18 protein-coding genes and 2 tRNA genes (1 of these 20 cut by a window edge) are annotated in these 22,162 nt (G+C 69.4%); 11 read left to right on the forward strand and 9 right to left on the reverse strand.

What is annotated here, in order from left to right; genetic code table 11:
* The first annotated feature begins 297 nt into the window (after positions 1–297).
* From pflB to Sp245p_RS33290, 5 genes are all read left to right on the forward strand, one after another.
* Entirely contained in the window at positions 298–2,580 is a 2,283-nt protein-coding gene (gene pflB, locus Sp245p_RS33270) for a formate C-acetyltransferase (protein ID WP_014199713.1), read from the forward strand.
* Between the two features lie 191 nt (positions 2,581–2,771).
* Complete coding sequence (gene eno, locus Sp245p_RS33280; RefSeq protein WP_014199714.1) at positions 2,772–4,049, forward strand: phosphopyruvate hydratase; 1,278 nt, start codon at positions 2,772–2,774, stop codon at positions 4,047–4,049.
* Between the two features lie 38 nt (positions 4,050–4,087).
* Entirely contained in the window at positions 4,088–4,264 is a 177-nt protein-coding gene (locus Sp245p_RS35360; protein ID WP_158310466.1) for a hypothetical protein, read from the forward strand.
* On the forward strand, positions 4,261–5,748 hold the full coding sequence (locus Sp245p_RS33285; RefSeq protein ID WP_014199715.1) for a bifunctional enoyl-CoA hydratase/phosphate acetyltransferase: 1,488 nt from the start codon (positions 4,261–4,263) through the stop codon (positions 5,746–5,748). Before Sp245p_RS35360 ends, Sp245p_RS33285 begins: the two co-directional genes overlap by 4 nt.
* A gap of 10 nt (positions 5,749–5,758) precedes the next feature.
* Entirely contained in the window at positions 5,759–6,976 is a 1,218-nt protein-coding gene (locus tag Sp245p_RS33290; protein WP_109139298.1) for an acetate/propionate family kinase, read from the forward strand.
* A 9-nt stretch (positions 6,977–6,985) separates the two neighbouring features.
* Here Sp245p_RS33290 and Sp245p_RS33295 read toward each other — a convergent pair whose 3' ends face one another.
* The 7 genes from Sp245p_RS33295 to gap form a co-directional block, all read right to left on the reverse strand.
* Entirely contained in the window at positions 6,986–7,777 is a 792-nt protein-coding gene (locus Sp245p_RS33295) for an alpha/beta fold hydrolase (protein WP_014199717.1), read from the reverse strand.
* 269 nt (positions 7,778–8,046) lie between these two features.
* Positions 8,047–8,811, reverse strand: coding sequence for a 2-dehydro-3-deoxy-D-gluconate 5-dehydrogenase KduD (gene kduD, locus Sp245p_RS33300; RefSeq protein ID WP_014199718.1), 765 nt, complete (start codon positions 8,809–8,811; stop codon positions 8,047–8,049).
* Positions 8,812–8,841: 30 nt separating this feature from the next.
* A complete protein-coding gene (kduI, locus tag Sp245p_RS33305; protein ID WP_014199719.1) occupies positions 8,842–9,678 on the reverse strand; it encodes a 5-dehydro-4-deoxy-D-glucuronate isomerase in 837 nt (278 codons plus the stop codon).
* A gap of 68 nt (positions 9,679–9,746) precedes the next feature.
* A complete protein-coding gene (locus Sp245p_RS33310) occupies positions 9,747–10,499 on the reverse strand; it encodes a GntR family transcriptional regulator (RefSeq protein ID WP_014199720.1) in 753 nt (250 codons plus the stop codon).
* Positions 10,500–10,636: 137 nt separating this feature from the next.
* Positions 10,637–11,671: a 2-keto-3-deoxygluconate transporter gene (kdgT, locus tag Sp245p_RS33315; RefSeq protein ID WP_014199721.1), complete on the reverse strand. Its 1,035-nt coding sequence runs from the start codon at positions 11,669–11,671 to the stop codon at positions 10,637–10,639.
* A gap of 193 nt (positions 11,672–11,864) precedes the next feature.
* The gene (locus Sp245p_RS33320) at positions 11,865–12,236 is read right to left on the reverse strand and encodes a hypothetical protein (RefSeq protein ID WP_014199722.1); all 372 of its coding nucleotides are present in this window, start codon (positions 12,234–12,236) and stop codon (positions 11,865–11,867) included.
* Positions 12,237–12,435: 199 nt separating this feature from the next.
* The gene (gap, locus tag Sp245p_RS33330; protein WP_014240810.1) at positions 12,436–13,443 is read right to left on the reverse strand and encodes a type I glyceraldehyde-3-phosphate dehydrogenase; all 1,008 of its coding nucleotides are present in this window, start codon (positions 13,441–13,443) and stop codon (positions 12,436–12,438) included.
* A 329-nt stretch (positions 13,444–13,772) separates the two neighbouring features.
* Here gap and Sp245p_RS33335 point away from each other — a divergent pair, with 329 nt between their 5' ends.
* The 3 genes from Sp245p_RS33335 (at position 13,773) to Sp245p_RS33345 (ending at position 16,446) form a co-directional block, all read left to right on the forward strand.
* On the forward strand, positions 13,773–16,118 hold the full coding sequence (locus Sp245p_RS33335) for a mechanosensitive ion channel domain-containing protein (protein WP_014240809.1): 2,346 nt from the start codon (positions 13,773–13,775) through the stop codon (positions 16,116–16,118).
* Positions 16,119–16,253: 135 nt separating this feature from the next.
* Positions 16,254–16,340 (forward strand) — tRNA-Leu (locus tag Sp245p_RS33340).
* Positions 16,341–16,370: 30 nt separating this feature from the next.
* Positions 16,371–16,446 (forward strand) — tRNA-Ala (locus Sp245p_RS33345).
* Between the two features lie 107 nt (positions 16,447–16,553).
* Here Sp245p_RS33345 and Sp245p_RS33350 read toward each other — a convergent pair.
* Together Sp245p_RS33350 and Sp245p_RS33355 are read right to left on the reverse strand one after the other, a co-directional pair.
* Positions 16,554–17,018, reverse strand: a complete 465-nt coding sequence (locus Sp245p_RS33350; RefSeq protein WP_014240808.1) for a DUF4126 family protein — start codon at positions 17,016–17,018, stop codon at positions 16,554–16,556.
* 13 nt (positions 17,019–17,031) lie between these two features.
* On the reverse strand, positions 17,032–18,504 hold the full coding sequence (locus Sp245p_RS33355) for an aldehyde dehydrogenase family protein (protein ID WP_109139301.1): 1,473 nt from the start codon (positions 18,502–18,504) through the stop codon (positions 17,032–17,034).
* A gap of 63 nt (positions 18,505–18,567) precedes the next feature.
* Here Sp245p_RS33355 and crtI point away from each other — a divergent pair, with 63 nt between their 5' ends.
* The 3 genes in view from crtI to Sp245p_RS33370 are tightly spaced (at most 26 nt apart) and all read left to right on the forward strand, a layout consistent with a single transcriptional unit that may run on beyond the window.
* Positions 18,568–20,121: a phytoene desaturase family protein gene (crtI, locus tag Sp245p_RS33360; protein ID WP_041811116.1), complete on the forward strand. Its 1,554-nt coding sequence runs from the start codon at positions 18,568–18,570 to the stop codon at positions 20,119–20,121.
* The gene (locus Sp245p_RS33365) at positions 20,118–21,659 is read left to right on the forward strand and encodes a phytoene desaturase family protein (protein WP_014240804.1); all 1,542 of its coding nucleotides are present in this window, start codon (positions 20,118–20,120) and stop codon (positions 21,657–21,659) included. Before crtI ends, Sp245p_RS33365 begins: the two co-directional genes overlap by 4 nt.
* A gap of 26 nt (positions 21,660–21,685) precedes the next feature.
* A protein-coding gene (locus Sp245p_RS33370; RefSeq protein WP_014240803.1) for a lysophospholipid acyltransferase family protein crosses the window boundary here: on the forward strand, positions 21,686–22,162 show its 5' portion. The gene runs 342 nt beyond the window's last position; 477 of the gene's 819 nt are visible here — the first part of the coding sequence; its start codon is at positions 21,686–21,688; the stop codon falls past the right edge of the window.

Genomic DNA, 22,162 nt, shown 5'->3' on the forward strand with positions numbered 1-22,162 from the left:
CTATCGTCGGCGCTGTCCCACATACCGGGACCGCCGACGATGCGGCGTTCCGTCACAGTAAATTCATCAAAGAACGTGGAAAATCAACCGCTTTTGCCTTGCGCGCCCCGGGGTTCCGGTTTATGTAGCAAAACTACAGAATGACTTTTGGCCCTGCCGGCTTCACAGCCCGTTGCCATACCGCCGCTCCCGCCCTGACCGGGCTTCGGCGGTCTTCCGACCCCTCCACTGGGGGCCTCCAGGGTCGATCAGCGACGCGGCGCGTGCCGCCCAGACGCCTTTTCGTGAGGAGACATCATGGACACCCTGCTGAGAGACGGACTCGTCGAGACCCCGGAACAGCAAGCCGAGCGCCCCTGGCGCCGCTTCGTTCCGGGCGTCTGGCAGCAAGAGGTCAACGTCCGCGACTTCATCGTCCGCAACGTCCACCCCTACGCCGGGGATTCGCGCTTCCTGACCGGCCCGACCGGACGGACCAAGGCCCTGTGGGACAAGGTCACCGCCCTGCTGAAGGAGGAGCGCGCGGCCAAGGGCGGCGTGCTCGACGCCGACACGGAGGTCTTCGGCTCGATCACCGCCCACGCGCCGGGCTACATCGACCGGGAGCTTGAGATCGTCGTCGGCCTTCAGACGGACAAGCCGCTGAAGCGCGCCATCATGCCCTTCGGCGGCTGGCGGATGGTCAAGAACGGGCTGGAGGCCTACGGCTTCAAACCCTCGCCCAAGCTGGAGGAGGTGTTCCCCGGCCTGCGCAAGTCGCACAACGACGGCGTCTTCGACGTCTACACCGAGGAGATGCTGCGCTGCCGCAAGTCGGGCGTCATCACCGGCCTGCCGGACGCCTACGGCCGCGGGCGCATCATCGGCGATTACCGCCGGCTGGCGCTCTACGGCGCGACCTTCCTGATCGAGGACAAGAAGGCCCAGTACAAGAGCCTTGAGGTCGACCGCATCGACGAGCACACGCTGCGCCTGCGCGAGGAGATCACCGAGCAGATCAAGGCGCTGAAGGAACTCGCCGCCATGGCCAAGTCCTACGGCTTCGACGTGTCGCGCCCGGCGGCCAGCGCCCGCGAGGCGGTGCAGTGGACCTACCTCGCCTATCTGGCCGCGGTGAAGGAGGCCAACGGCGCCGCCATGTCGCTCGGGCGCGTGTCGAGCTTCCTCGACGTCTATGTCGAGCGCGACCTGCGCGACGGCCTGCTGACCGAGGAGGAGGCGCAGGAGCTGATCGACCAGTTCGTGACCAAGCTGCGCATCGTCCGCTTCCTGCGCACGCCGGAATACGACCAGCTCTTCTCGGGCGATCCGACCTGGGTGACGGAGTGCATCGGCGGCATGGCGCTCGACGGGCGCACGCTGGTGACGAAGAACAGCTTCCGCATGCTCCAGACCCTGAACAACCTCGGCCCCGCTCCGGAGCCGAACCTGACCGTTCTGTGGTCGGAGAGCCTGCCGGAGGGCTTCAAGAAGTTCTGCGCCGAAACGTCGATCAAGACCTGCTCGGTGCAGTACGAGAACGACGACCTGATGCGGCCCTTCTGGGGCGACGACTACGGCATCGCCTGCTGCGTCTCGGCCATGCGCATCGGCAAGCAGATGCAGTTCTTCGGCGCCCGCGCTAACCTCGCCAAGACGCTGCTCTACGCCATCAACGGCGGCCGCGACGAGGTGTCGGGCGAGCAGGTCGGCCCGGCCTTCGCGCCGATCACCGGCGAGGTGCTCGACCACGACACGGTGGTCGCCCGCCTGCTGCCGATGATGGAGTGGCTGGCCCGCGCCTACATGAACACGCTCAACGCCATCCACTTCATGCATGACAAGTACATGTACGAGCGGCTGGAGATGGCGCTGCACGACCGCGACGTGCTGCGCACCATGGCCTGCGGCATCGCCGGCCTCAGCGTCGTCGCGGACAGCCTGTCGGCGATCAAGCACGCCACGGTGAAGGTGGTCCGCGACGAGCGTGGCCTCGCCACCGACTTCGTGATCGAGGGCGACTATCCGGCCTTCGGCAACAACGACGACCGGGTCGACGGCATCGCGGTGTGGCTGGTCGAGACCTTCATGGGCCTGCTGCGCAAGCAGAAGGCCTACCGCGACGCGGTGCCCACCCAGTCGGTGCTGACGATCACCTCGAACGTGGTCTACGGCAAGAAGACCGGCAACACGCCGGACGGGCGCAAGGCCGGCCAGCCCTTCGCGCCGGGCGCCAACCCGATGCACGGGCGCGACCGCAAGGGGGCCATCGCCTCGATGGCGTCGGTGGCCAAGCTGCCCTACGCCCACGCCCAGGACGGCATCAGCTACACCTTCACCATCGTGCCCGGCGCTCTGGGCCCGACCGAGGGGGAGCGGGTGGCCAATCTGGTGGGCATGCTCGACGGCTATTTCGGCCAGGGCGGCCACCACATCAACGTGAACGTCTTCGACCGCGAGACGCTGCTGCACGCCATGGACCATCCGGAGCTGTACCCGCAGCTGACCATCCGGGTGTCGGGCTACGCGGTGAACTTCATCAAGCTGACCCGCGAGCAGCAGATGGACGTCATCAGCCGCACCTTCCATGGCGCGCATTGAGAAGCGTCTGAGTCGCGAGGTGTTGCCCCCTCCCTGACCCTCCCCCGCTTCGCAGGGGAGGGGATAACTCCCTCCCCTGCGTCAGCGGGGGAGGGAAGGGGCCCGCGGCGAAGCCGTGGGAAGGGTGGGGGCTCCGCCGCGACCACTTCCTCAAAACCCATATCCCCTCCAATCAAGGTCCACACCCCGCCATGAGCGCCATTACCGAAATCCACGCCCGCGAGATCCTCGACAGCCGTGGGAACCCGACCGTCGAGGTGGACGTCCTGCTCGAATCCGGCGCGTTTGGCCGCGCCGCCGTCCCGTCGGGCGCCTCGACCGGCGCGCACGAGGCGGTGGAGCTGCGCGACGGCGACAAGGGCCGCTACGGCGGCAAGGGCGTGCTGAAGGCCGTGGAGTCGGTCAACGGCGAGATCTTCGACGCCATCGCCGGCCTCGACGGCTCCAACCAGCGCGCCCTCGACCTCGCCATGATCGAGCTGGACGGCACCCCCAACAAGGGCCGCCTCGGCGCCAACGCCATCCTCGGCGTCTCGCTCGCCGTCGCCAAGGCGTCCGCGGAAGAAGCCGCGCTGCCGCTGTTCCGCTACGTCGGCGGCGCGTTTGCCAATCTGCTGCCGGTGCCGATGATGAACATCATCAACGGCGGCGCCCACGCCGACAACCCGATCGACATCCAGGAGTTCATGGTCATGCCGGTCGGCGCCGAGAGCGCCGCCGAGGCCATCCGCATGGGCTCGGAGATCTTCCAGGCGCTCAAGAAGAAGCTCAAGGACGCCGGCCACAACACCAACGTCGGCGACGAGGGCGGCTTCGCCCCCAACCTCGCCTCGACCGAGGACGCGCTGGGCTTCGTGATGAAGGCCATCGAGGCCGCCGGCTACAAGCCGGGCGACGACGTCATGCTGGCCATCGACGCCGCCTCGACCGAGTTCTTCAAGAACGGCAAGTACGAGCTGGCCGGCGAGGGCAAGTCGCTGGCGCCGGAGCAGATGGTCTCCTACTGGGCCGATCTGGTCGGCCGCTACCCGATCATCTCGATCGAGGACGGCATGGCCGAGGACGACTGGGAAGGCTGGAAGGCGCTGACCGACGCCATCGGCAGCAAGGTGCAGCTGGTCGGCGACGACCTGTTCGTGACCAACCCGGCGCGTCTGGCCGACGGCATCCGGAAGGGCGTGGGCAACTCGATCCTGGTCAAGGTCAACCAGATCGGCACGCTGTCGGAGACGCTGGAAGCCGTGGACATGGCGCACAAGGCCGGCTACACGGCGGTGCTGTCGCACCGTTCGGGCGAGACCGAGGACAGCACCATCGCCGATCTGGCGGTCGCCACCAACTGCGGCGAGATCAAGACCGGCTCGCTGTCGCGCTCCGATCGTCTGGCCAAGTACAACCAGCTGGTCCGCATCGAAGAGATGCTCGGCGCAGCATCCCGCTTCGCCGGGCGCGGCATCCTCAGGGCGTAACGGCCCAAGAGAAGGCGGCTGCGGCAAAGTGTCCGGTGATGCCGGATTTGCTGCGCCGCACCGCCTTTTCCGCTAATATATCAGTACACAAAAAGACGCTCACAGAAGAAGACGGCAAGACGCGCTTCTCCTTTCAGCAAGGCGCGCGCCGGGAGGGATCGGCTGAAACGGGCAGCATCATGCCTATTTCTCTTATCCGGAGTGTTCTGCAATGACTGCCAATGGTGAAACCAGCGGCGACCTCCCCGCGGCCCCTGTTGACGCGGCCCCGATCGAGAACGTCACCTTCGACGAGATCGTGGTCGGGCAGTCCGCCAGCATCGCGCGGCAACTGACCGTGATGGACGTCGAGCTGTTCGCCACCGTCTCCGGCAACATCGATCCGGTTCATCTGGACGCGAAATTCGCCGCCGACAGCCGCTTTCAAAAGGTGATCGGGCATGGCATGTGGTCCGGCGCGCTGATTTCCGGCGTTCTGGGGACCCGGCTGCCCGGTGCCGGCACTGTCTACGCCGGCCAGGACCTGCGCTTCCGTCGCCCGGTCGGGCTGGGCGACGTCATCACCGCCACCGTCACCGTGCGCGAGAAGCGGACCGACACGAACATCGTCGTCTTCGACTGCCTGTGCACCAACCAGGACGGCGAGGTCGTGGTGACCGGCACCGCGGAGGTGGTGGCGCCGACCCGCAAGGTCCGCCGCGCCGCCCACGCGCTGCCGCAGATCCAGATGATCCGCCATGACAAGCACGACGCGCTGCTGCGCAAGTGCGACGGGCTGGAGCCGGTTGCCACGGCGGTCGCCCATCCCTGCGACGAAAGTTCGCTGAAGGGCGCGGTGGAGGCGGCGGAAGCCGGCCTGATCGACCCCATCCTGATCGGCCCGGCGGCGAAGATCCGCGCGCTGGCCGCCGCCCACGGGCTGGACATCGCCCGCTACCGTCTGGTCGACGTCGAGCACAGCCACGCCGCCGCCGCAGCGGCCGTCGCGCTGGCCCGCACCGGCGAGGCCGAGGCGGTGATGAAGGGCAGCCTGCACACCGACGAGCTGATGGCCGAGGTCGTCCGCAAGGAGACCGGCCTGCGCACCAGCCGCCGCATCAGCCACGTCTTCGTGATGAACGTGCCGACCTACCCGCGGGCGCTTCTGATCACCGACGCGGCGATCAACATCTACCCGACGCTGGAGGACAAGGTCCACATCGTCCAGAACGCCATCGATCTCGCCAAGGTGCTGGGCGTCGAGACGCCGCGCGTCGCCATCCTGTCGGCGGTGGAAACGCTCAACCCGAAGATCGCCACCACGCTGGAAGCCGCCGCGCTGTGCAAAATGGCCGACCGCGGTCAGATCACCGGCGGCATCCTCGACGGCCCGCTGGCCTTCGACAACGCCATCAGCGCCGAGGCCGCGCGCATCAAGGGAATCAAATCCCCCGTCTCCGGACAGGCCGACATCCTGCTCGTCCCCGACTTGGAAGCCGGCAACATGCTGGCCAAGCAGCTCTCCTTCCTCGCCAACGCCGACGCGGCGGGCATCGTTCTCGGCGCGCGGGTCCCGGTCATCCTGACCAGCCGCGCCGACAACGTCCGCACCCGCCTCGCCTCCTGCGCCGTGGCGGCGCTGGTGGCCGCCGCGCGCCGTCCCGCCCTCGCGCTCAACGCCGTTGCCGCTCCCCTGGCTGCCCCCCTGGCTGCGGAGTGAGGATCACACCATGTCGCACCGTGACGCCTGTCTCGTCATCAACGCGGGCTCCTCCAGCCTGAAATTCTCCATCTTCTGCGGCGCCGGAAGGCACGATCTGGAGGCCGTCCTGACCGGCCAGATCTCCGGCATCGGCACCGCCCCGCGCTTCGAGGCCAAGGACGCCGCCCGCCGCGTCCTGGCCGACGGCATCCTGGACGAGGTCGGCCCCGGCGACCGCGCCGGGCTGCTCGGCTTCCTGCTGACCTGGATGCGGCACGAGCTGCGCGACGTGCGGCTGGTCGCCGCCGGCCACCGGGTCGTGCATGGCGGCACCCGCTTCGACGCGCCGGTCCGGCTGACCCCGGCGGTGCTGGCGGAGCTGGAGGCCCTGGTGCCGCTGGCCCCGCTGCACCAGCCGCACAACATCGCGGCGATGACCGCGCTGGCCGAGGTCTACCCGGAGCTGCCGCAGGTCGCCTGCTTCGACACCGCCTTCCACAGCACGCGGCCCTGGCAGGCCCAGATGTTCGCCCTGCCGCGCGAGCTGACCGACGAGGGCGTGCGCCGCTACGGCTTCCACGGCCTGTCCTACGAGTACATCGCCCAGCGCCTGCCGCAGATCGCGCCGGAGCTGGCCGAGGCCCGCGTCGTCGTCTGCCATCTCGGCAGCGGGTCCAGCCTGTGCGGCATGCGCGCGGGCCGCAGCGTCGACACCACCATGGGCTTCACCGCGCTGGACGGCCTGCCGATGGGCACGCGGCCCGGCGTCCTCGATCCCGGCGTGCTGATCTATCTGATGCGCGAGAAGGGCATGGGACCCGACGAGCTGGAGCGGCTGCTCTACCACAAGTCCGGCTTGCTCGGAGTCTCCGGCGTCTCCAACGACATGCGCGCTCTGCTGGACAGCGAGAACCCGCAGGCGGCGGAGGCGGTGGAGCTGTTCTGCTTCCAGGTCGCCAAGCAGGCGGCGGGGCTGGCGGCCTCCATGGGCGGGCTGGACGCGGTGGTCTTCACCGCCGGCGTCGGCGAGAACTCCGCCCCGGTGCGGGCGCGGGTGGCGGAGAAGCTGGGCTGGCTCGGCGTCCATATCGACGGGGCGGCGAACCGCGCCCGGGCGACGCGCATCTCGGCCGCCGACAGCCGCGTCCCGGTCTTCGTCATCCCCACCGACGAGGAGCGGATGATCGCCAGCCACACGCTGGGCATCCTGGCGCACAGCGCAGTACTGTCGCCCCTGGCGGCCTGAGCGGACGCCTCAAAGTCCGTCCAGAAAGCTCCGGATCGCGTCGAGGACGAGCGCTTCCTGTTCGCGGTGCGGCACATGGCCGGTGTCGGGGAGCAGCCTCGCGGCTCCCCGCCCGGCCACAATGCGTTCGGGGTGGGCGGCGGAGCCGTACTCGTCGCGGTCGCCGTGCAGGGCCAGAACCGGGCAGCGCACCGCCGCCAGGGCACGGTCCAGGGTCCAGTCGGCGAAAGCGGGCGACAGCCACGTCTCCGTCCAGGCGTCCAGGACCCAGCGCGCCTTGTCGCCGTGATACCGCGCCAGACGCGCGACGTTGGCGGGGTCCTGGAAGTCGCGCTTGGCGTTGCGGATGCCGGCGAGGGTTCTCTCTTCCACGAAGGCTTGTGCGGCGATGGTCACGAGGGCGCGGCAGCGCTCGGGAAAACGCGCCGCCGTCTCGACGGCCATGCCGCCCCCGACACTGTGGCCACAGGCGACGAACTCCGTCACGCCGAGCTGGTCGCACAGCGGCGGGATGCTGTCTCGCGCCTCCGTGGCGACGAAATCCAGGGCGAGCTGCCCCGGATGGGCGTCCGAACGCCCGAAGCCGAGCCGGTCGTAAGCGATGACGCGGCGGTTCGTCTCGGCCGCCAGCCGCTGCGGGAAGCCGCGCCACAAATCCACGCTGCCGAGGGAGTCGTGGAAGAGGATGATCGGCACGGCGCCGGCGGCTTCCGGAGTCCAGCTCTTCGCGTAGAGGGCTCCCTTCGTGGTCCGGATCGACCATTCCGTTTCGGTCACGGGGGCTTCGTTTGGCGTCGGCATGGCGGGTGGCGTTGCGGTCCTGGGGACTTCCGTTATGCCGTGAAGCGCCGAGGAACGCCCGTGGAAACGTATTGAAGGCGCTTTTGCCCCCACCCTGACCCTCCCCCGCTGCGCAGGGGAGGGGACTGCCGCCGCCTCGCAGGAAGCTCCCTGCCCTGCGACAGCGGGGGAGGGCCGGGGTGGGGCAAGGCTCACCGCGAACCGCCACACGAAAAACCGGGCGCCATCGCTGGCGCCCGGCTTCATCACCGAAACAGGTTCACCCCGCCTCAGCGGGCGAGCCAGCCCCCGTCCACCGGCAGAACCGTGCCGTGGATGTAGTCCGACGCGTCGGAGGCCAGGAACACCGCCGGGCCGCCCATGTCGGAGGGAACGCTCCAGCGACCCGCCGGAATGCGGCCCAGGATCTCCGCGCTGCGCTGCTCGTCGGCGCGGATCGCCGCCGTGTTGTTGGTGGCGACGTAGCCCGGCGCGATGGCGTTCACGTTGATGCCCTTGCCCGCCCATTCGTTGGCGAGCAGCCGGGTGATGCCGGCCACGCCACTCTTGGAGGCGGTGTAGGAGGGCACGCGGATGCCGCCCTGGAAGGACAGCATGGACGCGATGTTGATGATCTTGCCCTTGCGGCCCTGGCCGATGGCGTAGCGGCCGAAGGCTTGGCAGAGGAAGAACACCGTCTTGATGTTGATGTTCATCACGAGGTCCCAGTCGGCCTCGGTGAAGTCAACGGCGTCGGCGCGGCGGATCAGACCGGCGTTGTTCACCAGGATGTCCAGCCCGCCGAAGGTGCCCACCACCTCCTCCACCAGACCCTGCACCGGGGCGATGCTGGTCAGGTCGGCGGACATACCGTGGAATTTGCGGCCGGCGGCCTCCACCAGGGACTTGGTTTCGTCCAGCGGCACCACGTCAACGGCGGCGATGTCGGCGCCGGCCTGGGCCAGCGCCACGGCGATGCCCTGGCCGATGCCGGTGTGGGCGCCGGTCACCAGGGCGACCTTGCCGGTGAGATCGAAGGGGTGTGCCTGTGCCATTGTCTTATTCCTTCTTTTGGCGTCCGGGAATCAGCGCAGGTCTTCCATAGGGATGAAGTCCATGTCGGTGAAGTCCTGGTTGTCGCCGGCCATGGCCCAGATGAAGGTGTAGTTGCGCGTGCCGACGCCGGAATGGATCGACCAGCTCGGCGAGATCACCGCCTGCTCGTTGGCGACGACGACGTGGCGCGTCTCGGACGGCTCGCCCATGAAGTGGAAGACACGGGCCGGCTCCGGCAGGTCGAAGTAGAAATAGACCTCGCAGCGGCGGTCGTGCGTGTGGCACGGCATCGTGTTCCACATGTTGTTCGGCTTCAGCACGGTCATGCCGAGCACGAGCTGCGCGGTGCGGCAGACGTCCGGGTGGATCATCTGATAGATGGTGCGCTCGTTCGACTGGGCGGGATCGCCCATGTGCACGGCCTTGGCCTGCGCGATGGAGATCTTCATCGTCTCGAAGCGGGCGTGGGCCGGGGCACTGTTCAGGTAGAACTTCGCCGGGTTGGTCGGGTCCAGGCTCTCGAAACGGACGTCCAGGCTGCCCATGGTGATGTAGAGGCAGTCCCGCGGGGCCAGCTCGAACACCGCGCCGTCCACCGTGATGCGCCCCGGGCCACCGACGTTGACGGCGCCCAGCTCGCGCCGGTCGAGGAAGTTGGCCGAGCCGATGGCCTTGGCCGATTCCAGCTTCAGCGGGCCGGACACCGGCATGGCGCCGCCGACCACGAAGCGGTCGATGTGGCTGTAAGTGAGGACGATGTCGTCCGCCTCGAAGACGGACGGGACAAGGAAATGGTCGCGCAGCTTGGTGGTGTCGTAGTTGCGGACGTCATCCTGGTGTGACGCGTGGCGGACGGTGATCTTCATGGCGGTATCCTCGTGTGTGTTTTTCGGGGCCGGTGGGGGCCAATTCAGGGGCCAAATCAGGAGCCAGATCAGGGACCGGTGAAGAAGAACGGGTTCGCCCCCTGGGCCTGGGGGATCGAGGTCAGCAGACCGTCGAGGTGGACGGCCATGCGGTCGGCGGCCAGCGCCGGGTCGGCGTCGGCGATGGCGTCCACGATCGCCGCGTGCTCGGCCAGCACATGGGTGAGACGCCCCGGCTCCGGCAGGGTCAGGCGGCGGTAGCGGTCCACCTGCACCTTCACCTGCTGCGCCATGCTCCACAGACCGGGATAGCCGGCGATCTCGGCGATCAGGGCGTGGAACCGCTCGTCGGCCTCGTGGAAGGCGTTGAGGTCGCCGTCCTCCACCGTCTCCTGCTGGAGCAGCAGATTGGCGCGCAGGCCGGCGATCTGGCTGCCGGTGGCGCGCTGCGCCGCGTAGCGGACGGCGGTGCCCTCCAGCGAGGTGCGGATGACGATGGCCTCGGGCAGGGCGTTCACCGGGATGCGGGCGACGAAGGTGCCGACCTGCGGGAAGATCTCGATCAGCCCCTCGTCGGCCAGCCGCTGCAGCGCCTCGCGCACCGGGGTGCGGCTGACGCCGAAGGCTTCGGCGATGTGCTTCTCGACGATGGGCTCGCCCGGATTGCGGCGCATCTCCACGATCTCGGCGCGCAGCGACCGGTGGATCGCCGCCATGGTGGAGGCGCCCCGCGCCGGCCCGCGGGAGGGCTTTACCGCGCTCCGCTGAGTGGCGGGGCGGTCGTTGCTGGCGTCGGGCGTCGGGGTGGTCGGCATGTCCATGGCTGCACCTGTTGCGCCGGCTCGGCCGGTCCTAAGGGAGCATATTAGTATATCAGTGCCGCGGTGCAAGCCGGAAATCATGAGGTCCGCAATCTCCGGCTTTCGTCCGTGGTGGAGTGGGGCTCAGTCGCTCGCCGTCACTCGGCGGGGGCGGGCTGGACCGGCAGGGGTTGCGCTTCGGTGTTCTCTTGGGCGGCCTTCTGGGCGGCCAGATAGCGCGGGGAGAGGACGCCGAACCGGCGGGCCCACCAAGCGGTCAGGATCGGGGTCAACAGCGAGGTGACGACGACGCTGGTGGCAACCAGGGCGGTGGCGGCCGGGGCGCTCGGGGCGAAGCTCGGCTCGATGGAGGCGATGATCGGCGGGACGGTCACGGCCGCACCGGCGGTGGAGGCGGCGCCGATGCCGGCGGTGCCGTTGCCTTTGGCGAGCAGGATGTCGGCGACGACCAGCGTGAAGCCGGTGATGGCGATGACCGAGAGGCCGAGGACGATGCCGAGCAGGCCGGTGTTCAGGATGACCGCGAAGTTCAGGTTGTTGCCGAGCGCGAAGGCGAAGAAGGGCACCATCACCGGCACGGCCTGGCCGAAGAATTTGCGGAAGTCCTGGTCCAGGTTGCCGAGCGCGAAGCCGATCAGGAAGGGCAGCAGCGCGCCGACCATGGTCTGCCAGGGGAAGGCGGCCAGACCGGCCAGACCCAGCGTCGCCATCGTCATGAAGGGGCCGGATTCCAGGCACATCAGGCAGAAGGCGCCGGATTCCTCCTTGGTGCCGTACTGCTGCATCAGCGCCATGTACATGCCGCCGTTGGTGTCGTTCATGGCGGCGATGATCGCCAGCACCGACAGGCCGGTGAAGAAGCCCGACGAGACGCCCTCGTGCGGGATGAACCAGGAGGCGACGATGCCCATGGTGGCGGCGGTGAGGATCTTCACGGTGACGAGCACGCCGCTCTTGCGCAGGACCAGCGGGGTGGCCTTCAGGCTGATGCTGGCGCCGATGCAGAAGAACCAGACGGAGAGGATCGGCAAGGTGCCGGTGATCAGGCCGTTGGTGAAGGACCCGAAGAACTTGCCCGTGTTCGGCGCGAAGGTGTTCAGGCAGGCGCCGAGGAACAGGGGAAGGATCATCATCCCGCCGGGAATGCGGTCGATCCTGGATTTGATGTTCATAGTCGGTACTCCTGGGGCGGTCCGACTGGGCCGTCGATGGAAAGTCCGGGGTGGTGGCTGCCGTTGCGGCGCATGGAGGGGGAGCATGCCGCGCATCCCCTGCGGGGCGGCGCCGGTCCGGTGGCCTTCGGGCCTGTCCAAGGATCGCGCCGTCGATGGAGTGGATACTAGTATATCAGCGCTGCGAGGCAAGTCAGGAGAACTGCGTACCCCGTCGGATGACACTCTGTCGCACGTCCTGCGGCGGTGGTTCGGCGGTGCCGTTCCCGTGCGCCGGGAAACCCGGCTCCGTGTCGGAAAGCGCAAGCGTGGCAACAGCTTGCAGCGCTTCATGGACGCGGTGGTAGGCAGCCTCGATGCGCCGGGCGGCCTGTTCGCCACCGGCCGATCGGGCGGTTTCACGGAAGAGGGCGAGGGCGGTGCGGCCGAAATCCTCGAAGCGCGCGTGCAGGCCGTGCTCATCCAGAACGAAGACCGGCGTGGTCAGGAAGGCCCGCCGCAGGGCGTCGGCGTCGCGCTCCAGGGCGGCGATGCGCGCGGTCGGCGGGTCGGAGGTCCGGGGCATGCCACGGCTCCTTGAAAGGGTGTTTTCAAAAAGCGGGTTTTGAAAACTGGTATTTTAGTTTTTGAGGGGACGGGAGCCGTATTGCCCCCACCCTAACCCTCCCCCGCTTCGCAGGGGAGGGGACTGCCGCCGCTTCGCAACAATCTCCCTCCCCTGCAAAGCGGGGGAGGGCCGGGGTGGGGGCAACGCCGCTCCGCCCTTACTTGGCGTTGGCCATGGCGACGGCGGTGTCGCTCATGCGGTTGGAGAAGCCCCACTCGTTGTCGTACCAGGTCATGATGCGGACGAAGTTGCCGTCGATGACCTTGGTTTCGTTCAGCGCGAAGATCGAGCTGTGCGGGTCGTGGTTGAAGTCGGTGGAGACCAGATCCTCGGTGTAGGCACCCAGGATGCCCTTGAGCGGGCCGTTGGCGGCCTCGGCGATCGCCTTGGTGATCTCCTCCACCGAGGTGGCGCGCTTGGCGGTGAACTTGAAGTCGACCACCGAGACGTTGGGCGTCGGCACGCGCATGGCCGTGCCGTCCAGCTTGCCCTTCAGCTCGGGCAGCACCTTGCCCACCGCCTTGGCCGCGCCGGTCGAGGTCGGGATCATGTTCAGCGCCGCGGCGCGGGCGCGGTGCAGGTCCTTGTGGTTGGTGTCGACGATGCGCTGATCCCCCGTGTAGGAGTGGATCGTCGTCATGAAGCCCTTCTCGATGCCGATCAGCTTGTTCAGCACGAAGGCCACCGGGGCCAGGCAGTTCGTCGTGCACGAGGCGTTCGAGACGATGCGGTGATCGGCCTTGAGCTGGTCGTGGTTGACGCCGTAGACCACCGTGATGTCCTCGTCGGTGGCCGGGGCGGAGATCAGCACCTTCTCCGCACCCGCTTCCAGATGCTTGGCGGCGTCGGCGCGCTTGGTGAAGATGCCCGAGCATTCCATGGCGATCTGGATGCCCAGATCCTTCCACGGCAGCTTGGCCGGGTCACGCTCCTGCACGACCTTGATCGCGTGGCCGTTGACGATCAGGGCGCCGTCCTTGACCTCAACGGTGCCGGGGAAGCGGCCGTGGACGCTGTCGTACTTCAGCAGGTGGGCGTTGGCCTTGAGGTCGGCCAGGTCGTTGATCGCCACGACCTCCACGTCGTTGCGGCCGCTCTCGTAGATGGCCCGCAGAACCAGACGGCCGATACGGCCAAAACCGTTGATCGCTACCTTTACGGACATGCTGTTCTCCGCTGGTGTTCGCGGCCCCGGATGGGATCGGGGGCGGCGCCGGCCAGGGCCGGTTGGAAAGGGGGCGCCGGATCGGGCGGCCCGCCTCGGCAGGGCGCGGGCGCTTCCGGTGTTCGCCATGATGTATACTAATATATCAGATTGACGCGCAAGAGCGGACGGCGGGCCGGATGGTTCGCCGGACAAAATGTCGCGGTTGCTGCGTTGCAAGACAAATCGTGCCCGGCGCTGTTGGCCTGGGTTGGACCCGTCACCCGGACCGCTCCAAAGGTCTTCCCCGAAGACCGGAACCGCCCCGAAAACGGAACCGCCAGAGGACGATGACTTTCGACGACCGTGCCCCACGGCTTTCCGCCGCCCGCTTCCGCGCCTTGCGCGGCCTGCTCGCCCTCCTTCTCCTGCTGACCGCCGCGCTTGGGGGGCTCGCGACCCCGGCGTCGGCGCAGATCCCGACGCCCACCCCGCCGGCCCAGGCCGAGGCGGCGCCCAATCCGGAGGAGATCGCCCGCCTGCGCCAGACGCTGGAGGACCCGGAGCGCCGCGCCGCCCTGCTCGGTCAGCTCCGCGCCCTGGAGCAGGCGAAGGCCGCCACCGCACCGGCGGAACCGGACGGAATCGGCACCCGCCTGCTCAGCCTGCTGTCGAACCGGCTCGACGGGCTGGGGCAGGAGGCCGCGCTGGCCGGCGACGCCCTGTTGAACGCGCCGCAGGGGCTGCATTGGCTGGAGCGGCAGGTGTCCGACCCGGCGCAGCGCGCCGCCTGGGGCTGGCTGGCCGCCGAACTGGTGCTGGTGGTGGTGGTCGGGCAGAGCGCCCGGCTGATCGCCATCCGCACGCTGCGGCGTCCGCGGGCGATGCTGGCGGCGCGGCCCATCCACTCCACACTCGCAAAGGTGCCCCTGCTGCTGGTGCGGTCGCTGTTCGATCTGGCGCCCATCGTGGCCTTCGCCGCCGCCGGCTTCGGCGTGCTGGCGCTGTTCGACCCGCCGCCGGTGGTGCGGGTGCTGGGCGTCACCTTCCTCAACGCCAGCATCTTCGTGCAGATCGTGCTTCTGGTCGTCCGGGCGCTTCTGGCTCCGGCCTCGCCCAACCTGCGCTTGATCCCGATGAGCGACGGGTCGGCTCTGCGGCTGCTGCGCTGGTGCCGGACCATCGCCATCACCACGCTCTACGGCATGTTCCTGGCCGAGGCGGCTCGGCGGCTCGGCCTGCCGGCGCAGAGCTACAGCGCGCTGGTGACCCTGGTTGGCCTGCTGGTTGCCGTCATGCTGGCGGTGCTGGTGCTGCAAAGCCGGGAGGCGGTGGCCGCACGCCTGCGCGGCGGGATCGCGGCGGCGCAGCCGCTGTCCGACGTGGTGTCGCCGGTTCCGCCCGGACGGCGCACCGCCGGAGCCGGGCGGATGCTGCGCGCCGCCGGCCGCCGCGTGGCCGATGTTTGGCACGCCATCGCCATCCTCTACATCATCGTCCTGTTCGGCATCTGGGCGCTGGAGATCAGCGGCGGGCTGCTGTTTGTGATGCAGGCGACGGCGGTGACGCTGGTGGTCGCGGGGGTCGCGCGGTTGATCGGGCGGGGGATCACCCGCGCCGCCGCGGCGATTCTGGAGCGTATGGACCGTCGGCGGGGACATTCGGCCTGGGCGGCGGGGCGGTTGCGCCGCTACGTCGCTCCCACCGCGCGGCTGCTGCACGCGGCGGTGGCCGTGCTGGGCGGGCTGGTGGTTCTGAACGCCTGGGGGCTGGATGTCTGGGGCTGGCTGCAGACCGCCATCGGCCTGCGCATCGTCGCGTCGGGCCTGTCGCTCCTGCTGGTCGGCGCCATCGCGCTCGCCGTGTGGGAGGTGACGAACGGGCTGATCGAACGCCATCTGGCGACGACGGACCGCAACGGGCGGGCCATCCAGCGCAGCGCGCGGGTGCGCACCCTGCTGCCGCTGCTGCGCAGCGCCCTGCTGGTGGTCCTGCTGACGCTGGTCACGCTGATCACCCTGTCGGAGCTGGGGCTGAACATCGGGCCGTTGCTGGCCGGTGCCGGCGTGGTCGGCCTGGCCGTCGGCTTCGGTGCGCAGACCCTGGTCAAGGACGTCATCACCGGCCTGTTCATCCTGTTCGAGGACACCATCTCGGTCGGCGACGTCGTCAATGTCGGAGGCAAGGGCGGTCTGGTGGAGGGGATGAACATCCGCACCATCCGCCTGCGCGACTTCGACGGGACGGTGCACACCATCCCCTTCAGCGCGGTCACCAGCGTGTCGAACATGACGAAGGACTTCAGCTACTACGTGTTCGACGTGGCCATTCCCTATCACGAGAACGCCGACCGCGTGGTCTCCGTGCTGCACGGCATCGGCGACGAGCTGCGCCAGGACCCGCGCTTCGCGCCGCTGATCCTGGAGCCGCTGGAGGTGCTGGGCGTCGATTCCTTCCAGGAGTCCGCGGCGGTCATCAAGGCGCGCATCAAGACGCTGCCCATCCAGCAATGGAACGTCGGGCGGGAGTTCAACGGCCGCATGAAGGCGCGCTTCATCGAGCTGGGAATCGACTTCCCGCTGCCGCAGCGCACGCTGCACATCGCCCGCGGTGCGGCGGAGATGCTGGCCGGGATGGGGGGCGAGGCGGGGGCCGCCAACGCCGGCCGGATGCGCCACGCCGGGGCGGCGGAGTAGGGTGGCTGCACCAACCCCCTCGGTCTTGCAAAAAAGTGACGGGGTCATGTCGATTTCGCTTGAGCCCCGCCAGCGGCGCGGCTATATCAGCGCTCCCGCGTCGCCCCAAGGGATGCGGGACAAAGAGCAGACGATGCGCTTGTGGCGGAATTGGTAGACGCGCTAGGTTCAGGTCCTAGTGGCTGAAAGGCCGTGGGGGTTCGAGTCCCTCCAAGCGCACCAACACTTCTTGTGTTGGCCTGAGATTATAGTGGGGCCATAGCTCAGCTGGGAGAGCGCTACAATGGCATTGTAGAGGTCAGGAGTTCGATCCTCCTTGGCTCCACCATCATGAAGCCAGCAACCTTGACGGGTTGCTGGCTTTTCCCTTTTCCGTGGCTTCTTCCGCCATCGGGTTCGACGTCGGCGCAATCGCCAACGGGACCGGGTGGCCCCTCATGCCGCCGCGACGACCAGCAGAGCAACGGTCAGCGCCACGGCGTCCTCGATCAGCGCCGCCGGCCGGTCGCGGCCGAAGGCGGCCGCCATGCGTCGGCGCGCCTCGTAGAAAAGGAGCGTGCCGGCAACCGCGCCGAGCCCGCCGACGAACAATCCGGGGACCCACGCGCCCGCGTTCGCCCCGATGGCAGCGCCCGCGACGGCACCGCCGACGATGCGGCTGGCGAAGGGGAAGGGGCGTTTGCGGCTGGGGGTGCCCGGCAGCTTGTCGGTGACCAGCTCCCCCACCGCCATGGCGGCGAAGACCCAGGGCGAGACCGGGTGGCCGAGGAAGAACAGCCAGCTTCCCGACAGGTCGAGCCAGCCGCCATAGGCGGCCCAGGAGACCGCCGCCGGTGCGAGCAGGGTGCGCGAACCGGAAACGGCGCCGATCAGGACGGCGAGAATCAGGGCAGTCGTCACACTGGTCTCCGGGTCAGTCGGTCCGGCGGTCGCGCAGGGCCTGGATCAGGGTCCGGACCACCCCGGCGCGGGCGCCGGGACCGCCATGGAGCAGGCGGAGCGCCGCCAGCATCAGCGCCGCGTCGCCGTCGCGCGGCGGGTCGGTGTGGGGAAGCCGCCGGCCGCGCCGCACCGAAACGGTTTTCACCCGCGTCATCTCCAGCAGCCCTTCGGCGCCGCGCGTGACGCCCCAGCCGCTGGCGCGGCGCCCTCCGAAAGGCAGGCGGGGGTCGGCGGTCGGAACGATCAGGTCGTTGACCGTCACCGTCCCGGCGTCCAGCCGCCCGGCCAGGGCGCAGGCCTCCTCCTCCGGCCCGAAGACCGAGGCGCCGAGCGCGTAGGGGCTCTGCGCGGCGGCCTCCAGCGCCTCCTCGGCATCGCGGACGGGCACCAGCGACAGGATGGGGGCGAACAGCTCCTCGCGCAGCAGCGCCATGCCCGGCCGCGCGTCGGCCACGATCAGCGGCGTCATCGCCGGGTCGGCGTCCTCGGGCAGTGGACCAACCGGGCGGGCGCCCTCCGCCACCGCCGCGCGGACCAGCCCGACCAGCCGGCGCCGCACCGGCAGGGGCACCGCCGCCGGCGGGGTCGCCGCCACGCTGCGCGTCAAGGAATGCTCCAGCTCGGCCGCCAGGGCGCGCGGCACGAAGACCCGGCGCGGCGCGATGCAGGTGGCGGAGCCGTTGAGGCGCAGGCCGAAGGCCAGCGCGCGGGCAACCGTGCCAAGGTCGGCCCCCGGCAGGACGAACACCGCGTCGTTGCCCGACAATTCCATGGTGGAGGGCACCAGCCCGTCGGCGAGCTGGCGGGCCACCGCCCGGCCGGTGCCGGCCGATCCGGTCAGCACCAGCTTGTCGATGCCGGCGGTGATCGCGTCGGACACCGCGTCGGGGGACTCGTCCAAAAGCTGGAACAGGCCGTCCGGCAGACCGGCCTCGGCCAGCCAGTCGGCCAGCCGCTCCATCGGCGCGGAGCAACCGGGCGCCGGCTTGACCAGCACCGCGTTCCCGGCGGTCAGTGCCTGAAGCGCCTGCACCCCCGGCAGCAGCAGCGGGTAGTTGGACGGGCCGACGATCAGGACGGTGCCGAACGGCTCCCGTCGCACCTCCGCGGTGACTCCGAACAGCCAGACCGGGCGCCCACGCGCGCCCAGGCGCCGCGGCGCCAGCAGCGCGGCGGCCTCGCGCTCCAGGAAACGGCAGGCCTCGGCCAGCGGCAGGACCTCCGCGCTCAGGCTCTCGGCGGGGCTGCGCCCGGGGCGGGTCGCCAGCGTTCGCACAAGATCCTCCGCATCCGCCGCGATGCGGCGGCGGATTTTGCGGATGATGGACAGTCTTTCGCCTGTATTGCCGCCGGCCCACGCCGTGCGCGCAGATGAAAATAGATCGCCGCTCCCGCCTGTCCAAGGGGTTACACCCGGAGGGGTGCGATTGTGGCTGTGATCCATTTCCGGTCCATGTTCGTAACTGCCTTCACACAAGTCGGCAGCTTGGGAGCGTTTGACAAGCGGATGGAACGGCAAGTCGTGATCATTGGCGCTGGGCCGGGTGGATTGGCATCCGCAATGCTTCTGGCGCTCACCGGGGCGAAGGTCACCGTGCTGGAACGGCAGGACCGCGTCGGCGGCCGGTCGGCCGGCTTCGCGCTCGACGGGTACCGCTTCGACAGCGGCCCGACCTTCTTCCTCTACCCTCGCATTCTGGAGGAGATCTTCGAGGCCTGCGGGCGCCGCCTGTCGGACGAGGTCGATCTGATCCGTCTCGACCCGCTCTACCGGCTGGTCTTCGAGGCCGGCGGGGAACTGCGGGTCCACGGCGAGATGAAGGCCCTGATGGCGGAGATCGCCCGCCTCAACCCGCGCGACGCCCAGGGGCTGCCGCGTTTCCTGGCCGACAACCGGGCGAAGATGGAGCTGTTCCGCCCGATCCTGGAAACCGAGTTCTCCAGCCCCTGGGCGCTGGCCTCGCTGCCGATGCTGAAGGCGCTGGGACGGCTTTCGCCGCAGCGCTCGGTCGACCGCGACCTGTCCCGTTACTTCCAGGACCCGCGCGTCCGCCTCGCCTTTTCCTTCCAGAGCAAGTATCTGGGCATGTCGCCCTTCCGTTGTCCCAGCCTGTTCACCATCCTGTCCTTCCTGGAGCATGAGCACGGCGTCTTTCACCCGCGCGGCGGGACCGAGGCGGTGATGGAGGCGATGCGGCGGGTGGCCGAGGATCTCGGCGTCACCGTGCGGCTGAACGAGACGGTGCGCCACATCCGCTTCCAGGGCAGGCGCGCCGTGGGGGTGCGGACGGAGGCTGGCGAATACCCGGCCGACGCGCTGGTCATCAACGCCGACTTCGCCCGCGCGATGACGAGCCTGGTGCCCGACGATCTGCGCCGCCGCTGGAGCGACGCCCGCATCGCCACCAAGAAATTCTCCTGCTCCACCTTCATGCTCTATCTCGGGATCGAAGGCCGGATGGAGGGACTGGACCACCACACCGTCTATCTGGCGGAGGATTACGCCCGCAACCTCGCCGAGATCGAGGACGGCCGCGAGATGCCGCGCCGCCCATCGATCTATGTGCAGAACGCCTGCGTGAGCGACCCGGAGTTGGCCCCGCCCGGCGGCAGCACCCTCTACATCCTGGTGCCGGTCGCCCACCAGCGCGGCCACATCGACTGGACGGCCGAGGCGCCGCGCTACCGCCGCCTCGTGCTCGACCGGCTGGCCGGCTTCGGGCTGAGCGATCTGGAGCGCCGCATCCGGGTGGAGCGGGTGGTGACGCCGGCCGACTGGGACCGCCAGTTCGCGGTGCACCGCGGCGCCACCTTCAATCTGGCGCACAGCCTGGATCAGATGCTCCACCTGCGTCCGCACAACCGGTTCGAGGATCTGGACGGCGTCTATCTGGTGGGCGGCGGCACCCACCCCGGCAGCGGCCTGCCGGTGATCTTCGAAGGCGCGCGCATCACGTCGCGGCTGCTGGCCTCGGAACTGGGCCTGCCGACGCCCTGGCGCAGCGAGACCATGGGACTGTCCGGCCTGCCCAAGCGGGCCGTAGCGGGGGGATTGGCATGACGGATCGGATCGCGGTGATCGGCGGCGGCCTGGGCGGGCTGGCGTCGGCGGTGGTTCTGGCGGCGCGCGGCCACAAGGTGGTGCTTCTGGAGAAGAACGGCTGGGTCGGCGGCAAGGCGGCGGTGCTGGAGGAGGGCGGCTTCCGTTTCGACATGGGGCCGACCATCCTGACGGTGCCGCGCGTCCTGCGCCGCATCCTGGCGGAGGCCGGCTGCGACCTTGATCGCGAGCTGGAACTGGTCCGGCTGGAGCCGCAGTGGCGCTGCTTCTTCGACGACGGCACGGTGCTGGACCTGTCGGAGAACATCGGCGCGATGGCCGCGGAACTCGACCGTCTGACCCCCGGCCGCGGCGCCGGGGAGGGCTATCGCCGCTTCCAGGCGCTGTCGGAGCGTCTGCACGGCATTTCCGAACGCTTCTTCTTCTGGAAGTCGGTGGAGGATCTGGGCGACACGCTGAAGGTCCGCGAGAGCATGAACGCCAGCACCCTGTCCGACGTGCTGGCGCTGCGCATGGGCAGCACGGTGGCCGGCACCATCCGCAGCCACGTCCCTGACGCCCGCGCCGCCCAGATGCTCGATCATTTCACCCAGTATGTCGGCTCGTCCCCCTACGGGTCGCCGGCGGTGCTCTGCGCCATCGCCCACATGCAGACCAACGACGGCGTCTGGTACCCGATGGGCGGCACCCGCGCCGTTCCGCTGGCGCTGGAGAGGGTGGCGCGGCGCCTCGGCGTCGAGATCCGCACCGGCACCGGCGTGCGCCGGCTGGAGGTGACCGACAAGCGCGTCACCGCCGTCGAGACCGAGGGCGGGGAGCGCATCCCGGTGTCGGCGGTGGTGTCCAACATGGATTCCGTCCGCACCTACGAGGAGCTGGTGGGCGGCGTCCCGGCCAAGCGCTTCCGCAAGCGCCGCCGCTACGAGCCGGCCTGCTCGGGCGTGGTCTTCTATCTCGGGCTCGACCGCGGCTACGACCACCTGCTGCACCATGACTTCGTCTTCTCCCGTGACCCGGCGGAGGAGTTCGACTGGATCTACCGCCGCGGTGAGCCGGCCCCCGACCCGACCTGCTACATCGCCGCCCCCGCCCGCACCGAGCCCGGCGTGGCGCCGCCGGGGGGCGAGGCGCTCTATGTGCTGGTCCACACCCCTTACCTGCGGCCGCACCACGACTGGTCGCGGATGCTGCCGGACTACCGCCGCACCGTCTTCGACAAGCTGAAGCGCACCGCCGGCATGGCCGACCTGGAGGAGCGCATCCGTGTCGAGCGCGTCCTGACCCCGCAGGACATCCACGACCGCTACCGCGTGCTGAACGGCGCCATCTACGGGCTGGCCAGCCACGGCCGCTTCATGGGCGCCTTCAAGCCGGGCAACCGCTCGCGCGACGTGGCGGGGTTGTATCTGGCCGGCGGGGCCGCCCATCCGGGGCCGGGCATGCCGATGGTGCTGATGTCCGGCTGGATCGCCGCCGACAGCCTGGACCAGGATCTCCGGAACGGAGCGCGCGACGGCGACCTACGCGCCGTCGCCTGAGCGGCGGGCCGGATATGGGGCCAGGGATGGAGGATGACGGTCTGAGGGACGATCCGGTCGCGTTGCGCTCGCCGGCGCTCTGCCGCTTCTTCGGCGCCGTCATGGCGCGGCGGATGCGGCGCGACTTCCACGCGGTGCGGCTGGCCCGGCCGGGCTGGCCGGACCTGCCGGCGGACCGGCCGGTGATCGTCTGCCTGAACCACCCGTCCTGGTGGGACCCCGCTTTGCTGATCGTGATGGGGACCACCCGTTACCGCGGCCGGCCGGGCTATGGCCCCATCGACGCGGCGATGCTGCGCCGCTACCGCTTCATGGCGCGCATCGGCCTGTTCGGGGTCGAGCCGGGCCGGGCGGGCGCCGCCGCCTTCCTGCGCCACGGCCGGCGCATCCTGGCCGACCCGCGCTCCATGCTGTGGATCACCGCGGAGGGCGCCTTCACCGATCCGCGCCGCCGCCCGGTCCGCCTGCGTCCGGGCATCGCCCATCTGGTCCGCCGCGCACCG

It is taken from the genome of Azospirillum baldaniorum, assembly GCF_003119195.2.
Classification (GTDB): domain Bacteria; phylum Pseudomonadota; class Alphaproteobacteria; order Azospirillales; family Azospirillaceae; genus Azospirillum; species Azospirillum baldaniorum.